This is a genomic window from Sorangium sp. So ce1504, assembly GCF_051521635.1.
GTDB lineage: Bacteria > Myxococcota_A > Polyangia > Polyangiales > Polyangiaceae > Sorangium > Sorangium cellulosum_B.
Genome location: NZ_CP150365.1, coordinates 3,842,827 through 3,865,680 on the forward strand (window position 1 = coordinate 3,842,827; position 22,854 = coordinate 3,865,680).

Consider the following 22,854-nt stretch of genomic DNA (forward strand, 5'->3'; position numbering starts at 1 on the left):
CCTGCAAGGAGGTCCGTCCGCTCGAGCCCAACATGCTGCGGCGCTCCGCCGCGGTGGAGGTTGTTCTTCCATGCATCCCCACCCCCGATGTTCTTTGGGCGCCTTTAGCAGCTGTGCGGTTCCACTCAGAGGGACCTGCGGTCCTGGAACCGCACAGCTGCCCGGCGCCTGGGTGATCGGGCGTGGTCACGAGCAAGTAGTCGGGCGGGCGGGCTTCCTTGGAGGGCTGGACCGGATGCTGTCCAGAGGAACTGTCGAATGGGCTTCTGGGACAAGCTGAAGTCGATGCTCGGCCTTGGCGGGGCCGAGCAGGGGGAGCGAGCGCCGGACGGGACCGAGGCCGAGCTGGCGGGCGGCGGAGGCGCCGGGGCCGCGCCTGCGCAGGTCCAGGTGGCCCGGGCGGCGAAGCCGGCCGCCCGCGCGGGGCAGCCCCGCGCCGCGGCGGCGGGCGCGAAGCCGCGCCCCGCGGACCCCTACGACGCCGGCGGGATCCTCGGCCTCTCCGCGGACGAGCTGCGCAGGCGCGCGCTCAAGATCAACCCGCGCCTGACCGCCTGGATCGGCCGCGTGGACACGATCCCGCCGCAGAGCGACGAGCGCACCGCCCTCATCGATCGGGGCCTCGTCCTGCGCGGCCTGCTCACCGAGGCGCAGCTCGCCGAGATCCACCGCGTCGGCGATCTCTGGCTCAGGCACAAGGACGCCGCGGCGCTCGCCGGCACCGTCGCGGCGCGCTCGGCCGACGAGGCGATCGAGCGGCTCAAGCGCGAGAAGCTCGCCCGCAAGGAGGAGAAGCGGCGCCAGAGCGCCGAGCGCAAGCGCCAGCGCGCCGAGGCCGTTGCGCGCCGCCGGGCCGAGGACATCATTTTCGTGGGCCCCGACGTCTCGGCGGGCCTCGCGGACCGGCGCTCGCACGTCGAGTCGCTCGCCCAGCGCGGGCTGCCCGTGCTGTCCACCCCGGCCGACCTGGCCGCGGCCCTCGGCGTCGCCGTCCCGCGCCTGCGCTGGCTCTGCTTTCACGGCGAGGCCGTCGAGCGCCCTCACTACGTGTACTTCGACGTCCCGAAGCGCTCGGGCGGGACGAGGCAGCTCGCGGCGCCCCACGCATCCCTGGCCGCGGCGCAGGCGTGGGTCCTGCGCGAGATCCTGGAGAAGCTGCCCGTCGAGGCGCCCGCGCACGGCTTCGTGAAGGGCCGCTCCACGGTCACCAACGCGAGCCCGCACACGCGCCGCGACGTGGTCGTGAACCTCGACCTGTCCGAGTTCTTCCCGACCATCACGTTCCCGCGGGTGCGCGGCGTCTTCCATCGGCTCGGCTACTCCCCGGCGGTGGCCACGCTCCTCGCCCTGCTCTGCACCGAGCCGCCGCGGCGTCCTGTCGAGTACGACGGGCAGCGCTACTGGGTCGCGGTCGGCGATCGCGCGCTGCCGCAGGGCGCCTGCACGAGCCCGGCGATCTCGAACCAGGTCGCGCGGAAGCTCGATCGCCGCCTCGCCGGCATGTGCGCCCGCGCGGGCTTCACCTACACACGGTACGCGGACGACCTCACCTTCTCGGCGCCCCCGGGCAAGCGCGGCGATATTGCAATGCTGCTCGCCCGCGTCCGCCACATCGTCGAGGAGGAGGGCTTCGCCATCAATCCGGCGAAGGGTCGTATCCAGCGCGCCGGCGGTCGTCAGGTGGTGACGGGCGTCGTGGTCAACGACAAGCCCTCGGCGCCGCGCGAGGAGGTGCGCCGCCTGCGCGCGATCCTCCACGCGGCGAAGAAGACCGGCCTCGCCGCCCAGAACCGCCGGGGCGTGCCGGACTTCGAGGCGCACCTGCGCGGCAGGATCGCCTATGTGCAGATGATCGACCGCGAGAGGGCCGCGCCGCTGCTCGCGGCTTTCGACGCGCTCACGGGGTGAACGCGGGGCGCATCTTCGTGCGCTGCGAGCTCCGCCGCGTCGTTCGGCTCGCTGCGGGGTACTTTCGTACGCCTCACTCGCCTGCCAGGTGCTCGGCAGGCCTCGTCCGCGAGCGCTCGATCATCACGACTTGGACTCGACTCGTCCGAGCGGCTTGGCAGCGCCCGCCAGCGCGCTTCGTGCGTCCTGCCAGGCGGGGTCTCCGGGGTAGAGCGCGGTGCGGAGGTAGGCCCGAGTGAGCAGCTGGACGGAGGCCACGCGCTCGGGGTTCTCGTCGGTGGTCTCGGCGAGGTCGTAGCCCGCCACGCCCCCCAGCCCGTGCCCTGCGTCGACCAGCATGAGCAGCGACTTGGGGCCTGGGGAGAGGAAGTAGGGATCAGCGTGCCAGGCGGCGCCTGCGGTCGTCAGGTGGGGAGAGCCGTCTTTGTCGCCGGCGACCACGAGCGCGGGCGTCGTCATGGTGGAAAAATCGATGTTCGCGAAGAATGGGTAGTTCTCTGCTGCGTACTTGCTGAGGGCGTCGCCTCGGCCGGGCGCGGCGAGCAGCACGCCCGCCTTGATCCGCGGCTCGGCGACGCTCACCTCGCTTCCGTCGTGGGGATCCACGTGGCGCGCGCCGAGCAGCACGCTCGCGGTGTGCCCGCCCATCGAGTGGCCGAGGACGGCCACCTTGCTTCGATCCACACGCCCGGCGATCGCAGGGACGGCGCGCTCGATCGCGTCGAGCTGGCCAAGGATGCGGCTCATGTCCTCGGCGCGCGCGCGCCAGAAGAGAGGCGCATCGGGGTGGTCCGAGCCTCTGAAGGGCAGCGTCTTCGAGTCGAGATGCGTGGGCTGGATCACGACGAAGCCGTGCGCCGCGAAGTAGTTGGCGAGCGGGGCGTAGCCGTGGAGCGACGAGACGAAGTTGGAGGGGCCGTGGCCGTGCGAGAGCAGCAGGATGGGCAGCTCGCTTCCGGTCACGGGCGCGGAGACGCGCACCTGGAGATCGACGGGGCGGCCGGGAGCGGGCAGCACGACGGGGTGGATCGAGAAGACCTGCGCGGGGGCGCTGGAGGCGTTCGCTGCGGGAGTCGGTTGGCTCATGATGTGGAGTTCCTTTCGGGGGCTCGGCCCGCTCATCGCCTTGGTAGCTCCCGCCACCGCTCTCTAATTGGACGAACCGGACATTTCCGGAGCGCTCGCTCCGCGTCGGCTTGAACGCTCGCAGCCGGCGCGCGACACTGCGACGGTGCTGCACACGACGGACACCGCGGCGACGTTCTCGCTCTCGCGCTTCGTCGAGGGCGTTCACTCGCTCCTGCCGGTGGGTGGGCACACACGTCATGAACGGCTGCCCGACGGACGAACGATGCTCGTCTTCCGCGTGCTCGAGGAAGGCCGGAGAGGCGACGTGTGCGTCGCGGGGCCGCGCACGCGCGCGCTGTTCAAGAACGCCGGCGGCGTGGCGCGGGCGATCAGCATCCAGCTCAAGCCAGGCTGGTCGGCGCCGCTCCTCGGCGTGGCCGCGAACGTGCTGACGGATCGGATCGTCCCGCTGGAAGACATCTGGGGCCGCCCGGGCGGCGATCTCTGCGACGAGCTGCTCGCGGCGCGCAGCCTGCCGGAGCTCCTCGACCGAGTGTCCCGCGCCATCGCCCTTCGTACCCGCCAGACGTTCGAATCGGCATCGGCGCGGCTCGCGCGCCGCGCGGTTCGCTTGCTCGAAGGAGGCGAGGTTCGGGTGGAGAGCGTGGCGGAGCGGCTGGGCGTCACGGCGCGGCATCTCCGCCGTGCCTTCACCGAGAGCGTCGGCGTCTCGCCGAAGGATTTCGCGCGCACCGTTCGCCTGCAGCGGGCCGTGCGGATGGCAGCGACCTCGAAGGACTGGGCGCGCATCGCGAGAGACGCGGGCTATTATGACCAGGCGCACCTCATCGCCGACTTCCGGGAGCTCGTCGGGCTCACGCCGGGCGCCTTCGTGAAGCGCGCGGGCGACGACGGCGCCGCGAGACGACTTCTCGGCCCATCGGCCGAGGATGCGCGAGCCTGCGCCGAGGGCGGCGCGAACGCCCGCCATGATGTCGGCGAGAGCGGCGTGGTCAGGGTGCGAGCCCGCATCGAGCGCGCGGCGCCGTAGTGCGACTCCATTCCCCGCGTCGCCTCGCGCGCCCGCGCCTGCGCGAGGCCGACCGCGTTCGACGCGGCCGCGCTCTTCGGCTTGACCGCCGCGAGCAGACGCGACGCTGGAGCGACCAACGGATTGAAACCTCCTGAAAAGAACAGGATTTCGAACCGCCAAGTGCGCCAAGGCCGCCAAGAAGAGGACAAGATCCTGGCGTGCTTGCTGGTTCATTTCTCGGTTGATCGATGCGAGCGGCGCGCTCGGTGCCGTCCGTGGCGGTGCCGTTCGTCCAGGCGATGCCACTAGGTGGCCATTGCCTCATCTCGATGTGTTTTCTCATGCCTTGAGGGCTTCTCCTGGAGGATGCCACCATCACGGTCGGCGCGCCGGGCAGGGGCGGGCCAACCGACAACCCCGACGGCAACAAGGGTGATGACGGCTTCGCCTCCGAGAAGTACCGCTTCTCGCCGTGAGCGCGGCCGGCGTCGCGCCCGTCGGGCTCGTTCAGGACGCGGCAGCCGGCGGGCAGGAGCGGTAGCCCAGCCTGTCCGGCGAGCGGATGCCGACGGGTCTCCGCCGGATGATGACAGGTTCCACCTCGGATGACGATGAGCCCCCCGTGGATGACGACGGGTCCCCGCCTCGATGACAACGTCTCCGGACCGGATGACGATGGCTCGCCGCCCGATGCCGATGGGGGCCGGCCGGATGCCGATGGGCTCCGGCCCCATGCCGGCGGGCCCCAGCCCTGGTGCCGATGTCTCCGGGCCAGATGACGATGGCTCCCGGGCGGATGACGACGACATCCACCTCGGATGACGATGGCCCCCTTTCGGAATGACGACGCCCTCCGCCGCGGTGCCGACGATCCCGCGCCGCGCGCTTGCGCGTCGCCCGTCGCGCTGTCGCCATTCACAGGCACGCATCGGACCCGAGCATCGACGGAGGGCCCAGGCTGCAACCTGGGCCCTCTTCCTTCTGTCACACCCTCGCCGGCGACTTCACGGGTGGACCCTCGCCGGCGGCCAGCTCGTCGCCCGCGGCCAGCTCGCATCCATTTCCCGTGGATTCCCGTGGATCTGGGTGGCGAGCCAGCGTGCGCCTCGGCCGAGCAATGTCCTACCTATTTCGTGAGGACGCTTGCATCTGGAGAACGGGCGGGCGAGCGTGCTTGGGCGAGAAAATTCGCGGGGTGGAGGCAATGAGATGAAAACGGTGCGATTGGCGACGATCGTTGCGGCGGCCCTTACCGCCCTGGTGCTTGGTGCGACGGCGCCCGGGTGCTTGTGGGATCGCGACGACGAGCCCCTGAGCGGGAGGATCTGCGCGATACCGAATACCGGCGTTGTCGAGCACTGCGTCGATGCGAGCGAGGGCCCGGCCAGCGCGTGGAGCAATGCCGAGGCGGACGGCGAGCTCCCGATATTCATGTGGGCGAGGTGGTCGGGGCGCGTGACGCCCGACGAGCTTATCGCGAGCGAGGCGGAGCTCACGGCCTGGTTCGACACCATCGATCGTGTCGTGTCCTATGTGCGCGACGAGCAGAAGCACGCCGAGTCGCTCCGGGCGACCCTGCACGGCGAGCTCGGTAAGCTGCTCCGGCTGATCAGGGATAGCCAGGAGGAGGCCCTCCAAGCAGAGCCGATCCATGCGCCCGACAACTTCAACGAGGCGATGACCGGCAAGGCGAGCGCCGAGAGGGAGCCTCTCGTCGCCGCGATCGCGGCGGACAAGCAGGCGATGGCTGCCGTGCAGGCCATCTTCGATCGCGCCAGGGACGAGGGCGCGCCGCTACAATCCAGGTACGCGGGCGCGGCGGCGAGCTTCGCCGCATATCGCGCGACCGAGGCGGCGGAGACGACGGCGTACGCGGCGCTCTCGGCGCAGGCGTCGCGATCGGCGATAGAAGGGCTCGACGGCGTGGAGCAGGCGGTGCTCGCGGCGGCGCGCGACGCGAGCCGGGCGCCGAACGAACTCGCCGCGGAGGTGATGACGCTGTCGGCGGAGCTCCAGGCGTTCGCGGTCTCGTTCGAGGAGGCGATCGCGCCGCACAAGGAAGTCCTCGCGACCCATGGCGCGGTGGTGCCCGACATGACGTCGGGGGCGCTGCGCTCGCTGAGCGCGATGCTGGGCTACGCGCAGCGGCGGGTCGCCCGGAGCGACGCGACCGCGACGGCGCTGCTCGGCGGCATCGCGCTGCGCCGGCAGGCGCTCGTCGCGCTGGAGGCAGACGACGGAGCGCGCGAGGCGAGCGCGCGGTCGCGGATCCGCCGGGCCTCAGAGGTGTTCAGCGAGGGAGCGCGCGCGCGGGTCGCGGCGCTCTCCGCGGCGCCGCCGGTGAGCGAGCGGCTGGGGCTGCCGCTCTTGGCCGAGCGGTGCGGGGAGCTCGTGGCGCTGGTGCAGATGCGACCGCTCTGCGAGGCGGCTTCGTCCTTGTGGCGAGAGGCCGGATGCGCGGCGCTCCGAGGGCGGTTCGACGCCGCGGAGGCCGAGCTCAGGACGGGCTTGCCGCAGAAGATCGCGGCGGGCCTCGCGGCGCTGCGGGAGCAGGGGATGGGCGCGGCGGAGCTCGACGCAGCGCAGGCGAGGCTCGACGCGGGCGACGTGAAGGGCGCCGCGATGGCGTATGACGCCGCCGTGCGCGGCGCGGAGGGGACATGAGAAGCTCGAAGGACGTCGCGCTGCGCGGCGGGAGCTCCGTGGTGGTCCAGAAGCTCGTCGCGCTTGTCACGGCTCTGGCGGTGCTGGCGCCGTCGTTCGCGCAGGCCGGCACGCCGTACACCATCCTCTGGAGCAGCCGCCAGGACGTCGACTCGTGCGCGAGCGGCGAGCTGGAGACGGAGGGTGACGCCATCTTTGAGGTGAACCAGACGCCCCTGCCCACCTACGGGATCCCGGGCGCGCTGCAGCTCGAAGGCGATGGCTCTCGGAGCAACATGCTCGAGGCGGGGTTCGACTCGGTGCTGCTCCTCACGGGGGCCAACCAGTTCGACTTCGGGGTCCACACCGCGAACGGCTCCGACTGGTGTACCCACGCGCACGACGTGGTGCACCTCGTCTCGGAGCCGCTCGGGCTGAACAAGCCGCTCTTCGACGTCCGCCGCGATGGGACCGGCTTCGAGGGCAGCACCGTGGCCGACCTCGGCCTCGCGGAGATCAACCCGGCGCTTGCGCGCGACATCGCGGAGCTGGAGGTCGCGCTCGGCAAGCTGATGGGGGCGATCCTCCGGAACGCCGCCAGGGTCGCGGACCTCCGGGCGAGAATGGATCTGCTGCGGCAGCTCGATACCGAGCTGCACGACCTGGCGAGCCGGCCGCTCGACGAGATCTCGCGGACCGACCTCGACGCCATCCTCGACCGGTACGAGGACGTTGTCGACCCGGCGACGCGGGCGGCGATGGAGCAGCTCGTCGACGACCTGAAGAAGAGCGTCAGCGACCTGGAGGACGAGCTCGGGCGGCTGATCGACGAGTTCGGCGCGCAGGCCGACGAGGTGGCGGACCTCGCAACGCAGGACGCGCGCGCCGAGGGATGGAACCCGGACGATCCGTGGGCGTACGCGCTCGGGGAGAACGAGGTGCCATGGGTCGAGGTGCCGGACATCTCAGAGGTAGAGGGAGCGTTCGAGGAGGGGAGGGACCCGTACGCGGCGTATGCGGACGGCGTGATCGCGGCGCTGGAGGCCGACGTGAGCGGCGACGTGGTGGTCGCGCGGGCGGACTTCGTGGCGAACGTGAGGGCGTGGCGGGCGAACAGCGCGGCGCTGGAGATCGCGCTGCGCGACCGGATGGGGGTGTCACTGGCGGAGACGAACGCGTTCCTGAAGGCGCAGAACCGGATCACCGGGTTCGTGCGGAAGTTCATGGATGCGTCGGATTGGTTCGTGGACACGCGCATCCCGGCCGACCTGCGGGTGCAGGTGGACACGGTGCTCAAGCCGCGGTTCGATGCACTGGCGGACCAGATGAAGGACAGCCTGAACCAGTGGACGGGGGACGGGCTCGACCTGGAGCAGACGCAGCTCTACCAGACGATCAGCGCGTTCGCGGGGGCGATGTCGACGGTGGGCGAGGGCTTCGAGGCGTACGCGGGGGTGATGCAGACGCTGGTGCACGCGACGACGCGCATCGGCGTGGGGTTCGTGCCGGTGGTCGGGCCGGCGCTCGACCTGTGCGAGGCCGTGACGGGCAAAGCGTGGTGCCTGCCGTCGGGGCAGGAGCTCAGCGACGAGGAGCGGATCTTCTCGGGGCTGGGCTTCGGGCTCGGGGCGATCGGACCGATGTGGCGCGCGGTCAAGACCAGCAGCGGGCTCAGGCCGGCCGCGATCCGGGTGGCGGGGGAGATCGCCGAGATCGAGGAGGCGTTCGCCAAGATCGTGAGGACGAACCGCGTCAGAGGGTACAAGGGGCTCACTGGGGCGATCACCAAGTTCGAGGTGGACATCTTCGAGAAGAAGGCGGCCAAGTTCCTGGTGGATGACGGAAGATCGCTCATCGGGGTCGGCGACGACGGCGTGCGCGACGTGCTCAAGATTCCGAGGGAATCGAGCCATGGGGGTAGCGAGGGGGCAGCGCCCGACTTCTTGTCGATATCCAGAGGGCACAAGCTGATCGTGAGCGAGGCAAAAGGCGGCGAAAAAATCCCCTTCTTCAAGGTGCGCGATCAGCTTTTGAACGCGATGGAGGCGTTGAAGAAGAGGAGGCTCGATGGCGACGTGGCGCGGGTCGAGATCATCATCGAGCAGGGGGCGAAGTTCGATCCGAACAAGTTTACCGTGAAGGACGGCTACCTGTTCGATTGGGATGCTGGCGAGACCGTTACCCTCGAGGGTTTCAACAAACCCATCATGGTGATCCGGCTATGAGCTATTCAGGACCTCAATTCGTCGCCTGGTGCGACGAGCCAGAACGGATCGATGCGTTCGCGGCGGCGCTGTCCGCGCTGGTCATCCCAGGGTATATGATCAGCTTGGGGATGAGTGCGAGCCTAACGTGCAAGACGTGCTCCATCGACGAGGTGCTCGCCATGGTGCGCGCCCACTTCGGAGGTTTGAAGAGCGCTCACGTGGGCTCAAGCGTGAGGCCGAACGATTCCAAGCGCGTCATGAGGTTCGACCTCGCGTGCTACCCCGAAGAAAGCGAACGCCGCCATCCTTACGGCCCCCTCAGGGTGGATGCGGGCGAACGCAAGCGGGACTTTTACCCCTATGAGATTCCCGTGGGCAAGGGCCCCCGCTCCGTGGAGGCCGAGGCCGCGGTCGCCTACCATCTGGTTCAGGGCGACATTGAGGACCTCCTGCTCCGCCTCTGCGCGCCGGACGCGAGCGGGCGCGTCGCGACCGGCGCCTGCACGGGCGAGGAGGACTGGAGCGCCCCGGTCGAGATGTGCGCGACCTACAACGCGAACGCCGCGGAGCTCGCGCGCGACCTCGCCCTGTCGTGGGTGAGCCTTCACAGCAAGGAGAGCGTCTCGCGCATCGCGGGCACGACGCTGGAGGCGCTCCGCGCGCGGGTAGAAGCCGCGCCGCGCGGCGCGCGCGTGCCCATGAAAGGCACGAGCGAACTCACGGTCTCGCTCTCGCGCGAGTCCGTGCTCAAGGCGCTCGCGACGCCGTCGGCCGCGCTGCTCGAAGCGCTCGAGGCCGCGGCGGTGCCCGACGACGCGTGGTGCGTGGCCGAGCCAAAGGCGCGCGAGCTCATCGAGCTACGCCGTCAGCTCGAGGACGAAGCCGCGGGGGAGGTCCCGCCCGCCTTCTGGGTAAAGATCGCGACGCGCGAGCACACCCGCTTTCTCGAAGAGCACGCCCCCTTCCACGTTCGCCGCCTCCCGAGAGGCGGCGTGGTGCTGGCCACCCACCCCTACCGCACGCTCTGGCCGCTCTGGGCCGACGCGCTCTTCGTGCTCGGCCTCATGTCCTGACACAGGCTACCCCATGAGGATGATCAAGCGATGAGAGAAGGGCCGTTTTTCTTCGCCTGGTGTGACGAGGCACAGCGGGTCGATGCGTTCGGCGCGGCGCTGTCGGCCCTCGTCAAGGAGCCGCAGTATTTTATCCGCGCGATCATGGATCGCGACACGGAATGCAACACGACCTCCGTGGGCGAGGTGGTCAGCATGCTCCGCGCCCACTTCGGGCGCACCGACGCCGAAGCCTACTTCGTCGCGTCGCTGAGCTACGAACACTTCGTCCATTGCATCCTTCGCTGCTTCACCGACAGGAGCGAACGTCTCAGGCCGATGGGCCCGATCCACATGCACGCCCGCCAGATCGAGGCCTTTTCCCCCATGCACATGGATCTCGCCCTGGGGAGGGGCCCGCGCTCCGTGCAGGCCGAGGCCGTGCTCGCGTGGCACATGGCGCTGGAAGACATCGACGACGTCCTGCTCCGCCTCTGCGCGCCGGACGCGAGCGGGCGCGTCCCGACCGGCGGCTGCACGACGGCGCGGACCTGGCTCGCGCCGGTCGCCATGTGCGCGACGTACAACGCGGACGCCCGCGACATCGCGCGCGATCTCGCCCTCTCGTGGATCTGCCTCCACGACAAGGACAGGGTGTCGCGCACCGCCGGGCTGTCGCTGGAAGCGCTCCGGGCGCGTGTGGAAGCCGCGCCGCCTGGCGCGTGCGTCACATTGAGACATGTCAGCGCGCATTCGAGATCGCTCTTCCGTGAGGCCGTCCTCGAGGCGCTGGAAACGCCGCCGTCCGCCCTGCTCGCGGCGCTCGAAGCGGCGGCGGAGGCGCCCGACGGCGCGTGGCGCGCGGCAGAGCCGCGCGCGCGCGAGATCTACGAGCGGACGCTCCCATTCAGGGGGCGCGGCGAGCGGGGCACGGAGACAGGCGACGGCTCGCCCCTCTCGCAGGTCGAGATCACCCTCGACCACTTCGAGTTCCTGGTCGACCACGCCCGGTTCTACGTCCGCCGCCTGCCGAGCGGCGGCGTGGTGCTGGCGACCCACCCGTACCGCACGCTCTGGCCGCTCTGGTCGGATGCGCTCTTCTCACTGGGTATCACGTCATGACAGGGACGCGAGGCGCCGCCTGCGGCGCGTGAAGAGCGGTGGTCGGAGCCCTGGCAGTGAGCCAGGCGTCCTCGAGGTCGTCGACCCATGAATCAAGCGCGGAGTGAACGGAGCCCCAATTTCCATGCGTGGTGTGACGAGGCGGACCGGTTCGACGCCTTCGCGGCGGCCCTCTCCGCGCTCGTCTACCCGGGGGGACTTTGCGATGTCAGCCTCTCCACTCCCGGATCCTCCGAACACCTGTGGCGCAGCGAGGTCCCCCTCGACGAGGTCATCGCGGTGACACGTCCCGCCTTCAAGGCACGCTCGGAGATACATGTGAATTTCGGTACGAAGTGGAGATGGCTGGCCAGGTATGGCCTGAGCGTGGACTGCTATGGTGAAGAACACGAACGCCGGTGGGCCAGCGGCCCTCTGCGCGTACACACCTACGAGTGGAAGGGGCTCTACCCGTATTGCCTCGAGATCGCCATCGGCACCGGTGTGCGCTCCGTGGAGGCCGAGGCGGCGATGATCTCGATGCAGTTCGAGCAGGACATGGAGGAGATCCTGCTCGGCCTGTGCGCGCCGGACGCGCGTCCCCGCGTGACGACCGGCTCGTGCTCGGCCGCTTTCGGCTGGTCCGCGCCCGTCGAGGCGTGCGCGACCTACCACGCCGACGCCGCAACGGTCGCGCGGGATCTCGCCCTGTCGTGGGTGCACATCCACGACGGCGACATCGTGGAGCGCGCCGCGGGGTTGTCCATGGACGCGCTGCGTGCGCGCGTCGAAGCCGCTCCCAGAGGGGCCCGCGTCGGGGTCGCCAGCGCCGTCGAGCGCGTCGACGAGCACTGGGACCTCGACCGCGATGCGTCCCGATCGCGGGCCGAGCGCCCGACCCGCCCGGACGCCATTCGGCGCGTCCCACGTGCCCGCCTCGTAGGCGACGAGGATCTCACGCGCGAACAGGTGCTCGCGGCGCTCTCCATGCCGCCGGCCACGCTGGTCGGCGCGCTCGAAGCCTCGGCGGTGCCGGACGAGGCGTGGCGCTCCGTCGAGCCTCGCGCGCGCGAGCTCGTCCAGGAGATCATCGAAGAGCCCAGGGAGGACGAGCCCTCCTACGAGGTGAACGTCGACACGGGGAGACACGTCCGGTTCATCGAGCGCCACTCGCCCTACTACGTCCGCCGCCTTCCGAACGGCGGCCTGCTGCTGGCCACCCACCCCTTCCGCACGCTCTGGCCGCTCTGGTCCGACGCCCTCTGCGTGCTTGGCCTGATGTCCTGACGCAGGTCGTGCCCCCTCTCGCTTCTCCGGACTTCACACCCGGGCGAGCGAGCGGTCGGGCAGCATCTCGGCTCCGTGCGGGCCATCGCCCTCTGTTCCCTGCTGCCTGTCCGGAGACCTCGCAGGCCCGACTCCCGAAGTGGCACCTTGAACCAGAACAGGTATCAACGGCGGATATCCACCCACGCCGTCCGGCGAGATTCGTCCAGCCGCGAAGCGTCTTCGTGGTACCATCCAGGACACATTCGTGGCGGGGGCATGCCACGCCGTGGGCTGTGGGCCGCGCCTGACAGCGCCAGAGCACGTCCGACGTCAAGGGGAGTGATGCTGACGATCTCGGGGTATCAAGCGACCGACAAGATCTACGAGAGCGGCAGCTCGCGCGTCTACCGGGGCCAGCGCGCCGGAGACGGGCGCGCCGTGATCCTCAAGCTGCTGCGCTCGGACTATCCCAGCCAGACGGAGCTCACGCGCTACCGGCATGAATACGCGGTGCTCCGCAACCTGGATGCGCCGGGCGTCGTCCGGGCGCTCGACCTGTGCAGGCACGAGAACGGGCTCCTCCTCGTCCTCGAGGATTTCGGCGGCCGCTCGCTGGCGCACCACCTCCACCACCTCCAGCGCCGCCCGCTCGACGCCGCGGACTTCGTCCGGCTTGCGATCCAGATCACGCGCGCCCTTCGCGAAGTCCACGAAAGCGGAATTATACACAAGGATATCAATCCGTCCAATATCGTAGTCAACCGCGAGACGGGTGTTGCCAAGATCATCGACTTTGGCATCTCGACGCGGCTTTCACGGGAAGAGCTCTCGATCAAGAGCCCCGCGGTGCTCGAGGGGACCCTCGCCTACATCTCTCCCGAGCAGACCGGCCGCATGAACCGGTCGCTCGACCATCGCACCGATTTCTACTCGCTCGGCGCCACCTTCTACGAGCTCCTCACGGGCGCGCCGCCCTTCAGCGCGACGGACGCCATGGAGCTCGTTCACTGCCACGTCGCGCGCGATCCCGCCCCGCCGCGCGCGCGCTGTCCGGGCGTGCCGGAGGTCCTGTCGGACCTCGTGATGAAGCTCATGGCGAAGGCGGCCGAGGGCCGTTACCAGAGCGCGGCGGGCCTCCTTCACGACCTGGAGGAGTGCGAGCGGCGCCTCGCGGCCACGGGCGAGATCACCCCGTTCCCGCTCGGCCGCGCCGACGCCTCCGGCGAGCTCCGCATCCCGCAGCAGCTCTACGGGCGCGAGCGCGAGGTGCAGGCGCTGCTCGAGGCGTTCGAGCGCGCGGCGCGGGGCGGCGCCGAGCTGATGCTCATCGCCGGGTACTCGGGGATCGGCAAGTCCGCGCTGGCGCACGAGCTGTACAAGCCCATCACCGAGGCGCGCGGGTACTTCGTCGCGGGCAAGTACGACCAGCTCCAGCGAAGCACCCCGTACACCGCGATCACCAGCGCGTTCCGCGACCTGGTGCGGCAGATCGTCGCCGAGCCCGAGGCGCAGTTCGCGCTCTGGCGCTCGAAGATCAAGGCCGCGCTCGGGGCGAACGGGCAGGTCCTCGTCGACGTGATCCCGGAGATCGAGCGCATCGTGGGCGACCAGCCGCCCGTCCAGGCGCTGGGGCCCGCCGAGTCCCAGAACCGCTTCGTGCGCGTCCTCCAGAACTTCGTCCGCGTGTTCTGCGACGCCGAGCGCCCGCTGGCCATCTTCCTCGACGATCTGCAGTGGGCCGACGCGGCGTCCCTCAGGGTCATCGAGCTCTTGATGACCGACGCGAAGCTGCGCGGCCTGCTCGTGATCGGCGCCTACCGCGACAACGAGGTGGGGGCCGCGCACCCGCTCTCGGCCGCGATCGCCGCGCTGCGACGGGAAGGGGCGGTCGGCCGGGTGCGCGAGATCTCCCCGGGGCCGCTCGGCGCCGAGATGGTCTGCCGGATGCTCGCCGACGCGCTGCGCGCGGACGCCGCGGCGGTCATGCCGCTCGCCGCGCTGGTCACGCGGAAGACGGGCGGTAACCCGTTCTTCGTCAACGAGTTCCTCCGCACGCTGCACCACACCGGGTGTTTGCGGTACGACGCCGGGCTCGCGGCGTGGACGTGGGACGTCGAGCACATCGAGTCCAGGAACATCACGGACAACGTCGTCGATCTGATGATCGGCAAGCTGCGGGAGCTCCCCGCGGACACGCAGCGAGCGCTCATGTCGGCGTCCTGCCTCGGCAACCGCTTCGACCTGGGCAGGCTCGCGGTCATCCGCGAGGAGACCCGCGCCGATGCCTACCGGCACCTCGCGCCCGCGCTGCAGGAGGGCCTCATCGTCCCTCTCTCCCCGATGGAGCCCGCGGCGCCCGACGATCTCGCCGCGCCGCTCGTCTTCCCGGACTACAGGTTCCTCCACGATCGGGTCCAGCAGGCCGCGTACGCCATGATCGAGGACGGCGAGCGCAGCGGCCTCCACGCCGACATCGGCCGGCTGCTCCTGCAGAGCCTGGGCGGGCGCGCCCCCGAGGAGAAGGTCTTCGACGTCGTCTACCACCTGAACCGCGGCGCCGACCTGCTGAGCGACGCCGCGGAGCAGCGGCGCCTCGCGGAGCTGAACCTCCTCGCGGGCCGGCGCGCGCTGCTCTCCGCCGCCTTCGACGCGGCGCGCGGCTACTTCGCCCGAGGCCTCTCGCTGCTGCCCGCGAGCGCCTGGCAGAGCGATCCTGCGCTGATGAGCGCGCTCCACGTCGGCGCGGCCGAGGCGGCGTGCATGAACGCCGACTGGGGCGCGATGAAGGAGCTCGTCGACGCCGCCCTGTGCGAGATCCACGACGTCATGAACAGGAGCAAGCTCTACGAGCTCCTGATCCTCTATCACCACACCCAGGCGGAGTTCCGGAAGGCCGTGGACATCGCCGTGGAGGCGCTCGCGCAGCTCGGCGAGACGTTCCCGGCGAGCCCCGGCATGCAGGATTTCCTCGACGCCTACACGAAGACGACGGGGCAGGTCGCCGAGATCGGCCTCGAGCGCCTCGGCCGGCTCGCCCCGATGACGGAGGCCCCGAAGCAAGCCGCGCTCGTGATCCTCCGGCGCGCGATCCATGCGTCGTATTTCGCCGCGCCGGAGATGCTCGGGCTCTTCATCTGCCGCGCGCTCGACCTGACGATGGATCACGGCGAGTCGCCGCTCTCGTCCTATGCGTTCGCGGCGTTCAGCGTGCTCGTCAACGCCGGCGTGGGCGACATCGCGACGGGATCCCGGTTCGGCGAGCTTTCGATCGCGGTGCACCGGCGCCGGGACGAGCCGTTCTACAAGGCGAGCGTCTACAACTTCTATTACGGGCTCTCCCGGCACTTCTACCGTCCGGCCCGCGAGAGCCAGTCGCCGCTCCTCGAAGGGTACCTGAGCTACGCCGAGAACGGCGACGCCGAGAGCGCCGCGTACTGCCTGATCAACGCCTTCGTCTGCGGCGCCGTCTCCGGGCAGAACCTCCTCGACCTCGAGGCGATGTTCGACAGGCACATCGAGGAGGTGTTCAGGTTCAAGCAGGAGCAGGTCATCAACCAGCTCAGCGTGTGGCGGCAGGCCATCCGGAACCTCACCGGCAGGTCCGAGCACGCGGCGAAGATCAAGGGAGAGTTCTTCGACGCCGAGCAGGCGCTCCCCGGCCTCTACGCGACGAAGAACTTCAACACCGTCAATTATATCCATACGGCGCAGGCCATGCTCTATTTCGTGTTCGGCGAATACGAGCTCGCCTACAAGCACGCCGCCGAGACGGAGCCGACCCTCGGCGCGAGCACGGGCAAGGTGTTCACGCCGCTGCACACCTTCTATTACTCCCTCGCCATGACCGCGCTCTACCCGGCGGCCTCGCCGGAGGACAAGGCGCGCTACCGCGCGAAGCTGTCGGAGAACCAGGCGAAGCTCAAGGCGCTGTCCGGGACGTGCGCCAGCAACTTCCTGCACCGGTACCTGCTCGTGGAGGCCGAGCTCGCGCGGATCGACGGCCGCGCGGCCGAGGCGCTGGACCTGTACGACCGCGCCATCGCGTCCGCCTCGGAGCACGACTATGTGAACGAGGCCGCGGTGGCCTGCGAGCTGGCGGGGCGGTTCTGGCTCGCGCAGGGGAAAGAGAAGCTCGCGCGCGTGTACCTCGCGGACGCGAGTTACCACTACGACCTCTGGGGCGCCGTCCGCAAGGCGCAGGACCTGGAGGAGCGGTATCCACAGCTCGCCGCGCGCGAGGCGCACCCTCCGCGATCCTCGGAGATCGCGCCCTCACGGACGTTCGTCACGACGACCTCGCTCGGCGCATCACGCCTCGACCTCAGGACGGTCCTGAAGGCGGCGCAGGCGATCTCCGGGGAGATCGTGCTCGACAGGCTCCTCGCCAAGCTCATGTCGGTCGCCATGGAGAACGCCGGCGCCCAGCGCGGCTGCCTCGTCCTCCGGGACAGCGACGGCCTGCGGATCGAGGCCGAGGTCGACTGGACGGACGGCCGCGACGAACCGCGCTTCCCGGGGCTGCCGCTCGACCAGGCCGCGGCGCACGAACGCCCGCTCCTCTGGGCCGCGATCGTGCAGTACGTCGCGCGCACGGGACAGTGCGTCGTCCTCTCCGACGCATCGACAGATCGGCAGTTCCAGCGCGACGACTACGTCGCTCAGCGCTGCCCGAGGTCGGTCCTGTGCACGCCCATCACCCACCATAACGGCCTTTACGGGGCCATCTACCTCGAGAACAACACGGCGGCGGGGACGTTCACCCAGGAGCGGCTGGAGCTCCTCTCGATGCTGTCCTCGCAGATGGCGATCTCCATCGAGAACGCGAAGCTCTACACGGGCGTGGAGCAGAAGGTCCGCGAGCGCACGGCGGAGCTCGAGCAGGCCCACGCGACGATCGTCCGCCTGGAGCGGGAGGCGGTCGAGAACCAGATGGCGGGCGGCTTCGCGCACGAGATGCGCAACGCCCTCTCGGGGGCCGCCATGGTGCTCGAGTCGGTGACCCAGGGCGGCGAGACGCTGTGCGCGAAGAACGCGGCCCGGCTCGGCGAGCTGTTCGACTTGCTCAAGGGCGATATCCCGGAGGGCAAGATCAAGGCGGCCATCGCCCATCTGGGCGACATCGAGGAGGCCGAGGAGACGCTCGACAGCGTGCTCCGGATGGTGGGCGACTGCACGGAGCGCGCGCTGAGCGTCACGAACAGGATCCTGGAGTACTCGAAGCTCGGCGTCGCGCTCGCCGGCAACGAGGTCGTGAGCCTCCGCCGCGTCATCGAGTCCGTCGCGGCGCGGCACCGCGACGAGTTCGCGCGTCAGGGCGTGTCGGTCGAGCTCGATCTCCGGGGCGGCTCGGCGGTCGTCGGGTACGAGTCGCACTTCGACTCCATCGTGAGCAACATCGTCCTGAACGCGCGCGACGCGCTGCTCCTGGTCGGCGACGGCCGCGGCCGGCGGATGCGGGTCGAGACGGTCGACGAGGGGGAGCTCCAGGTCCTCACCATCAGCGATAACGCCGACGGGATCTCGTCCGACGACCTCTCGAAGATCTTCCAGCCGTTCTTCTCGACGAAGCCGACGACCGGCGTGGGCCTGGGGCTCAGCTTCGTCTCCCGCCTCGTCGCGATGTACCGCGGGACGATCGACGTCGAGAGCGCCGCGGAGCGCGGAACGACGTTCGTCGTCCGGCTTCCGCGCGCGGCGCTCCACCAACAGCCGCAACCGGCCGGCGCGCCCGCCGGCCGGATCGATCTCAACCTCTCCGGGAATTGAAAGGAGGCGCCAAGATGACATCGGCGAAATTCACCAGGCGCTTCCGCGAAGCTTCGGGCGAGGCGCCGGAGGAGCCCGACAAAGAGCGGGCGATCGTGGTCGTGATCGACGACGACCCGCGGATGCGGTCTGCGCTCGAGTTCACGCTGCGGCGTGATTACGACGTGCGCCTGTACGCGAGCGCGCAGGAGGGCATCGCCGCCATGACGGAGATGGTCAGCCTGGTCATCCTGGATATCCGCATGCCGGGCATCGACGGGCTCACTGCCTACCTGAAGATCAAGGCGCTGTTCCCGAAGGTGCCGATCATCTTCTACACCGCGTTCCAGGACATCCTGGAGAAGCAAGACCTGCTCTCGACCCACAAGGCGTTCGGCTATTTCGACAAGAATGGCGACGTGTCGGGGCTCATCGCGGCCGTCGAGAAGGCCGTCCAGCATCACAGCCTGGTCTCCAGCATGGCGAGCGCGCAGAGGCTCGTGCGCGGGATCATGCCCCCGGACGCGAGCTGATCAGTCGCTCGCGTGCCGCCGCGCGCGCGGCAGCTCGACCGTGAACCTCGCGCCCTCGCCCAGGCGGCTCTCCACGCGGACCGCCCCGCCCATCGCCTCCGCCGCCTCGCGCACGATCCACAGCCCGAGCCCGAACCCGCTGTAATGGCGGGACGTCGTCGCCCGCTGAAAGCAGCGGAAGATCCGCTCGTGATCGGCCGCCGCGATGCCGATCCCGCGGTCGCGGACGGTGAGGCGCGCCATGTCGCCGGACGCCTCGAGCGCCACGTCGACGGGCTTGCCGCCGCCGTACTTGGACGCGTTGGAGAGCAGGTTGGTGATGATCTGCTCGAGCCGCACCGGGTCCCAGTGGCCGCGGAGGGCGCTCGGCGCGTCGACGGTGACCGGGCACGCCGCGCGCCGGAGCAGCGCCGCGTGTCCGTCCAGGAGGTCTCGGAGGAGCGCGCTGAGGTCGACCTCCTCTGGCGCCACCGTCATCGGCGCCGCCGTGATCTGCGAGATGTCGAGGAGCTCCTCGACGAGCCGGTGCAGCCTGCCGAGCAGCGCCTCCACGGCCTCGAGCTTCGGGATCACCTCCTCGGCGGCCGGCGGCGGCCCGCCGGCCCTCCGGTACATGCGAAGGAGCGCCTGCACCCGGAGCATCACCGGGGTGAGGGGCGTCTTCAGCTCGTGCGACGCGATGGTCAAGAACTCCTGGCGCGTCTCCTCGACGTGCTTCCGGTCCGTGATGTCCTCCGCGATGACGATGAAGTAGGCGGGCGCCCCGGAGGCGTGGCGGACCAGGGAGACCGTGACCTTCGCCCAGACCGGCTCGCCGCCCTTCCGGACATAACGCTTCTCCCGCGAGACCGTCTGGACCTCCCCCGACAAGATGCGGCGCACGTTCTCGATATCGGTGGGCAGATCCGGCGGATAGGTGATCTGCTGGAACGTGAGATCGGTCATCTCTGCATGGGAGTAGCCCACGAGATCGCAGAATTTCTCGTTCAGCCGGAGCCACCGGCCCTCGACCGACGCCTGGCCGATGCCGACCGCGGCCTGGTTGAATGTGGCGCGAAAGCGCTCCTCGCTCCTCCTCAGCTCCTCCTCGGAGCGCTTGCGCTCCGTGATGTCGTGGAACGACGTGACCACCGCGTACGGGATGGACTCGCTCGGGCGGAGCAACGGCTGCGAGTTGATGGAGATCCACGCCATCTCGCCCTCCGGCCGGTGGACCCCCATGATCACGTTCTTCTGCGGCGCCCCCGTGCGGAGCGTCACGATGGCCGGGTGCAGGTCGCCGTTGAACGGAGCGCCGTCCTCGTGGACGGCCCTCCAGCGGGGATCGCGGCTCTCCCGGCCCGCCATCTCCGCGGACGTGAGCCCGAGGATGCGCTCGGCGCTCGCGTTGCACGCCTCGATCGAGCCGCTCGCGTCCTGGAGGACGATCCCCTCGTCGAGGGCGGCGATCACCGAACGATAGCGCTCCTCGCTCCTCCGGAGCGCCGCTTCCGTCGCCCTCCGCTCCGTGACGTCGGCGCAGATCATGAGCAGGGTGGCGACGCGGCCGCCGCGCAGGATGGGGCTGACCCTCACCTCGTAGAGCGCTACCTGGCCGTGCTCGCCGCGGATCGTGCACTCGCAGCTGTCGGACGCCTCCGACCGCACCACGCGCTCGACGCAGGAGCGGGCCGCCTCTCGCGTCTCCGGCGCGATGTGCTCGTAGACGCTCGTCCGCAGGAGGCTCGTCGAGCTCGCCCTCGGCAGCGCGCGGCCGGAGAGCAGGATCGTGCCCTCCGGGGAGAGCACCAGGATGCAATCGGATGCGCTGTCCAGGATCGCCTGCAGCAACGCCTCGGCGCCGCCGAGCTCGGCCAGCTGTCGCTTGAGCGCGTCGGCGGCGCCTTCTTCCGCGGATTTCCCCAGCGCGGCCACGCGCTATGCATTGTTACCAGAGGTCGCGGCCGCAACCGCGCAGGCGAACTCGCGTCGGCTGACGGGGCCCGCGCGGGGCCCGCATCGCCACGGTCTCCGGCATCGTTTCTTGGCGCGACGAGCGCGCCGGCGGGTGGCCAAATGCCGAGCGCGCCACTACGCAAACCTCCGGGCGACGACGACGATGCGGAGCACACGGGTGGACGGGGCTGGCTGCCGGCGCGCCGAGGGCGCCGCCGCGGCCGGGCAGGCCGAGGTGGCGCTGCGGGAGAGCGAGGCCCGCGATCGCGCGGCCAGCGCAGAAGCCGCCCGGCTGGAGGCCGAGGCGGCCGTCCGGCGGAGCGAGGAGCAGTATCGCCTCGTCAACCGCGCCACGAACGACGTGATCTGGGACTGGGATCTGGAGACGAACCGGGTCCACTGGAACGGAGCGGTCGTCCAGCACTTCGGCTGCACGCCGGAGGAGCTCGGCGACGGCCCCGAGGGCTGGTACGACCGCATCCACCCCGAGGACAAGGCGCGGGTGGCCGAGGGGGTCCGCGCGGCGATCGACGGCAACGGGGAGAGCTGGACCGACGAGTACCGCTTTCGCAAGGGCGACGGCTCGTACGCGCCCTTCCTCGACCGCGGCTACATCGGCCGGAGCGCGAGCGGCGTGCCCACCCGCATGATCGGCTCGATGCTGGATCTGACCGAGCGCCACCGGGCCGAGGCGGCGCTGCGCGAGAGCGAGCTCTTTCACCGTCAGACCCTCGAATCGATCCCGGGCATGGTGTGGGCGACCCGGCCCGACGGCTACTGCGAGTTCCTCAGCGAGCAATGGGTCGAGTTCACCGGCGTGCCCGCCGAGCGGCAGTTCGGCGACCGGTGGCTCGAGGTCCTCCACCCGGACGATCGGGAGCGGGTCTTCGCCGCCTGGCGCGCCGCGGTTGGGGGGCTCGCCCCGTATGACCTGGAGTACCGTATCCGGTGGCGCGACGGCGGATACCAGTGGTTCAAGGTGCGCGGGCGGCCCATCCGCGGCGCCTCGGGCCGGATCGTCCGCTGGTTCGGGATCGCGATCAACATCCACGATCTCAAGCTGGCAGAGCAGGCGCTGCGGGACGCGGACCGACGGAAAGACGAGTTCCTGGCCATGCTCGCCCACGAGCTGCGCAACCCCCTCGCGCCCGTCCGCACGGCCGTCGCGATGCTCCGGAGGGTCGGAGCCGCGGATCCCGTGCAGCGGCGAGCCCGGGACGTGATCGATCGCCAGGTCACGCACATGGTCCGGTTGATCGACGACCTGCTCGACATCTCTCGCATCGCCCGCGGCCGGATCCAGCTCCGCAAGGCGCGCTGCGATCTCGTCAGCATCGTCCGCCAGACCGCCGAGGATTACCGGGCGAACCTCGAGGCCGACGGCGTGGCGCTCCGTGTGAGCGCGCCGGACGAGCCGCTCTGGGTCGAGGGCGACGACACCCGGCTGGCGCAGATGCTGGGCAATCTGCTGCAGAACGCCGGCAAGTTCACCGACGCGGGCGCGCGCGAGGGCGGGCGCGTGGGCGTGCGCGTCGAGGCGGGCCCTCGTCCTCGGGCGCCCGGGCGCGACGGGGGCGTGTCTGGACAGGCCGTCATCACGGTCGAGGACAACGGCGTCGGGATGGAGCCGGCGCTGCTATCGCGCATCTTCGATCCGTTCAGCCAGGCGGAGCAGGGGCTGGCCCGGAGCAAGGGGGGGCTCGGGCTCGGCCTTGCGCTGGTGAAGGGGCTCGTCGAGCTCCACGGCGGGACGGTGGCGGCTCACAGCGAGGGGCCCGGCCGCGGCTCGGTGTTCACGCTGCGGCTGCCGCTCGCGGCGCCGGTCGCCCGGGACGTGTCGCCCGCCTCCGACAGGGAGGAGGCCACTCGCCAGGGGGTTCGCGTCCTCGTGATCGAGGACAACCACGACGCGGCCGAGAGCCTCCAGATGCTCTTGACCCTGAGCGGCTACGACGTGGAGACGGCGTTCGACGGCCCGACCGGCCTGACGGCGGCCCGGACGCGCCCTCCGGATGTGGTCCTGTGCGACCTCGGGTTGCCGGGCGGGATGGATGGGTACGACGTGGCCCGCGCCATCCGCGCCGAGCCGTCGCTCGCGTCGACGCGCCTCGTCGCCCTGAGCGGCTACGGTCAGGACGAGGACCGGAGGAGATCGCGAGAGGCGGGCTTCGACAGGCACCTCGTCAAGCCAGCCGAGGACACCGCGCTGATGGAGGCCCTGTCGGCGGGGCGCCGCGAGCTGCGCAGCTCGGCGAGCCCGCTCTCGCGCTGACCTGCGGCCCGCGCTCGCGCCCCCGGTTGCGAGGGCGCCTGGGTTTGGCGTCGACTGCGTGAAGGTGGCATTGTAGGCACAGCGACGC

12 protein-coding genes are annotated in these 22,854 nt (G+C 70.3%); 10 read left to right on the forward strand and 2 right to left on the reverse strand.

Features of this window, described 5'->3' with window-relative positions:
• Positions 1 to 258: 258 nt before the first annotated feature.
• Positions 259 to 1,908, forward strand: a complete 1,650-nt coding sequence (locus tag WMF39_RS14590; RefSeq protein WP_437746109.1) for a reverse transcriptase family protein — start codon at positions 259 to 261, stop codon at positions 1,906 to 1,908.
• Between the two features lie 123 nt (positions 1,909 to 2,031).
• Here WMF39_RS14590 and WMF39_RS14595 read toward each other — a convergent pair whose 3' ends face one another.
• Positions 2,032 to 2,994: an alpha/beta hydrolase family protein gene (locus WMF39_RS14595; RefSeq protein ID WP_437746110.1), complete on the reverse strand. Its 963-nt coding sequence runs from the start codon at positions 2,992 to 2,994 to the stop codon at positions 2,032 to 2,034.
• A gap of 145 nt (positions 2,995 to 3,139) precedes the next feature.
• Between WMF39_RS14595 and WMF39_RS14600 the strand changes: the two genes are divergently transcribed.
• The 8 genes from WMF39_RS14600 to WMF39_RS14635 all read left to right on the forward strand — a co-directional run bounded on the left by WMF39_RS14600 (position 3,140) and on the right by WMF39_RS14635 (position 18,559).
• Positions 3,140 to 4,027 (forward strand): helix-turn-helix domain-containing protein, encoded by an 888-nt coding sequence (locus tag WMF39_RS14600; protein WP_437746111.1) that lies wholly within the window; start codon positions 3,140 to 3,142, stop codon positions 4,025 to 4,027.
• 1,191 nt (positions 4,028 to 5,218) lie between these two features.
• Entirely contained in the window at positions 5,219 to 6,673 is a 1,455-nt protein-coding gene (locus tag WMF39_RS14605; RefSeq protein ID WP_437746112.1) for a hypothetical protein, read from the forward strand.
• On the forward strand, positions 6,670 to 8,877 hold the full coding sequence (locus WMF39_RS14610) for a hypothetical protein (protein ID WP_437746113.1): 2,208 nt from the start codon (positions 6,670 to 6,672) through the stop codon (positions 8,875 to 8,877). The genes WMF39_RS14605 and WMF39_RS14610 overlap by 4 nt, the downstream gene beginning before the upstream one ends.
• 353 nt (positions 8,878 to 9,230) lie before the next feature.
• On the forward strand, positions 9,231 to 9,932 hold the full coding sequence (locus tag WMF39_RS14615) for a hypothetical protein (protein WP_437746114.1): 702 nt from the start codon (positions 9,231 to 9,233) through the stop codon (positions 9,930 to 9,932).
• A gap of 30 nt (positions 9,933 to 9,962) precedes the next feature.
• On the forward strand, positions 9,963 to 11,033 hold the full coding sequence (locus WMF39_RS14620) for a hypothetical protein (protein ID WP_437746115.1): 1,071 nt from the start codon (positions 9,963 to 9,965) through the stop codon (positions 11,031 to 11,033).
• An 87-nt stretch (positions 11,034 to 11,120) separates the two neighbouring features.
• Positions 11,121 to 12,299, forward strand: a complete 1,179-nt coding sequence (locus WMF39_RS14625; protein WP_437746116.1) for a hypothetical protein — start codon at positions 11,121 to 11,123, stop codon at positions 12,297 to 12,299.
• A gap of 324 nt (positions 12,300 to 12,623) precedes the next feature.
• Positions 12,624 to 18,047, forward strand: coding sequence for a trifunctional serine/threonine-protein kinase/ATP-binding protein/sensor histidine kinase (locus WMF39_RS14630; protein ID WP_437746117.1), 5,424 nt, complete (start codon positions 12,624 to 12,626; stop codon positions 18,045 to 18,047).
• 14 nt (positions 18,048 to 18,061) lie between these two features.
• Entirely contained in the window at positions 18,062 to 18,559 is a 498-nt protein-coding gene (locus WMF39_RS14635; RefSeq protein ID WP_437746118.1) for a response regulator, read from the forward strand.
• On the opposite strand, the gene WMF39_RS14640 is transcribed toward WMF39_RS14635, so the two are convergent.
• Complete coding sequence (locus WMF39_RS14640; RefSeq protein ID WP_437746119.1) at positions 18,560 to 20,473, reverse strand: PAS domain S-box protein; 1,914 nt, start codon at positions 20,471 to 20,473, stop codon at positions 18,560 to 18,562. It abuts the gene before it with no gap.
• A gap of 184 nt (positions 20,474 to 20,657) precedes the next feature.
• On the opposite strand from WMF39_RS14640, the gene WMF39_RS14645 reads away from it, so the two are divergent.
• Positions 20,658 to 22,766 (forward strand): hybrid sensor histidine kinase/response regulator, encoded by a 2,109-nt coding sequence (locus tag WMF39_RS14645; RefSeq protein ID WP_437746120.1) that lies wholly within the window; start codon positions 20,658 to 20,660, stop codon positions 22,764 to 22,766.
• Positions 22,767 to 22,854: the final 88 nt, after the last annotated feature.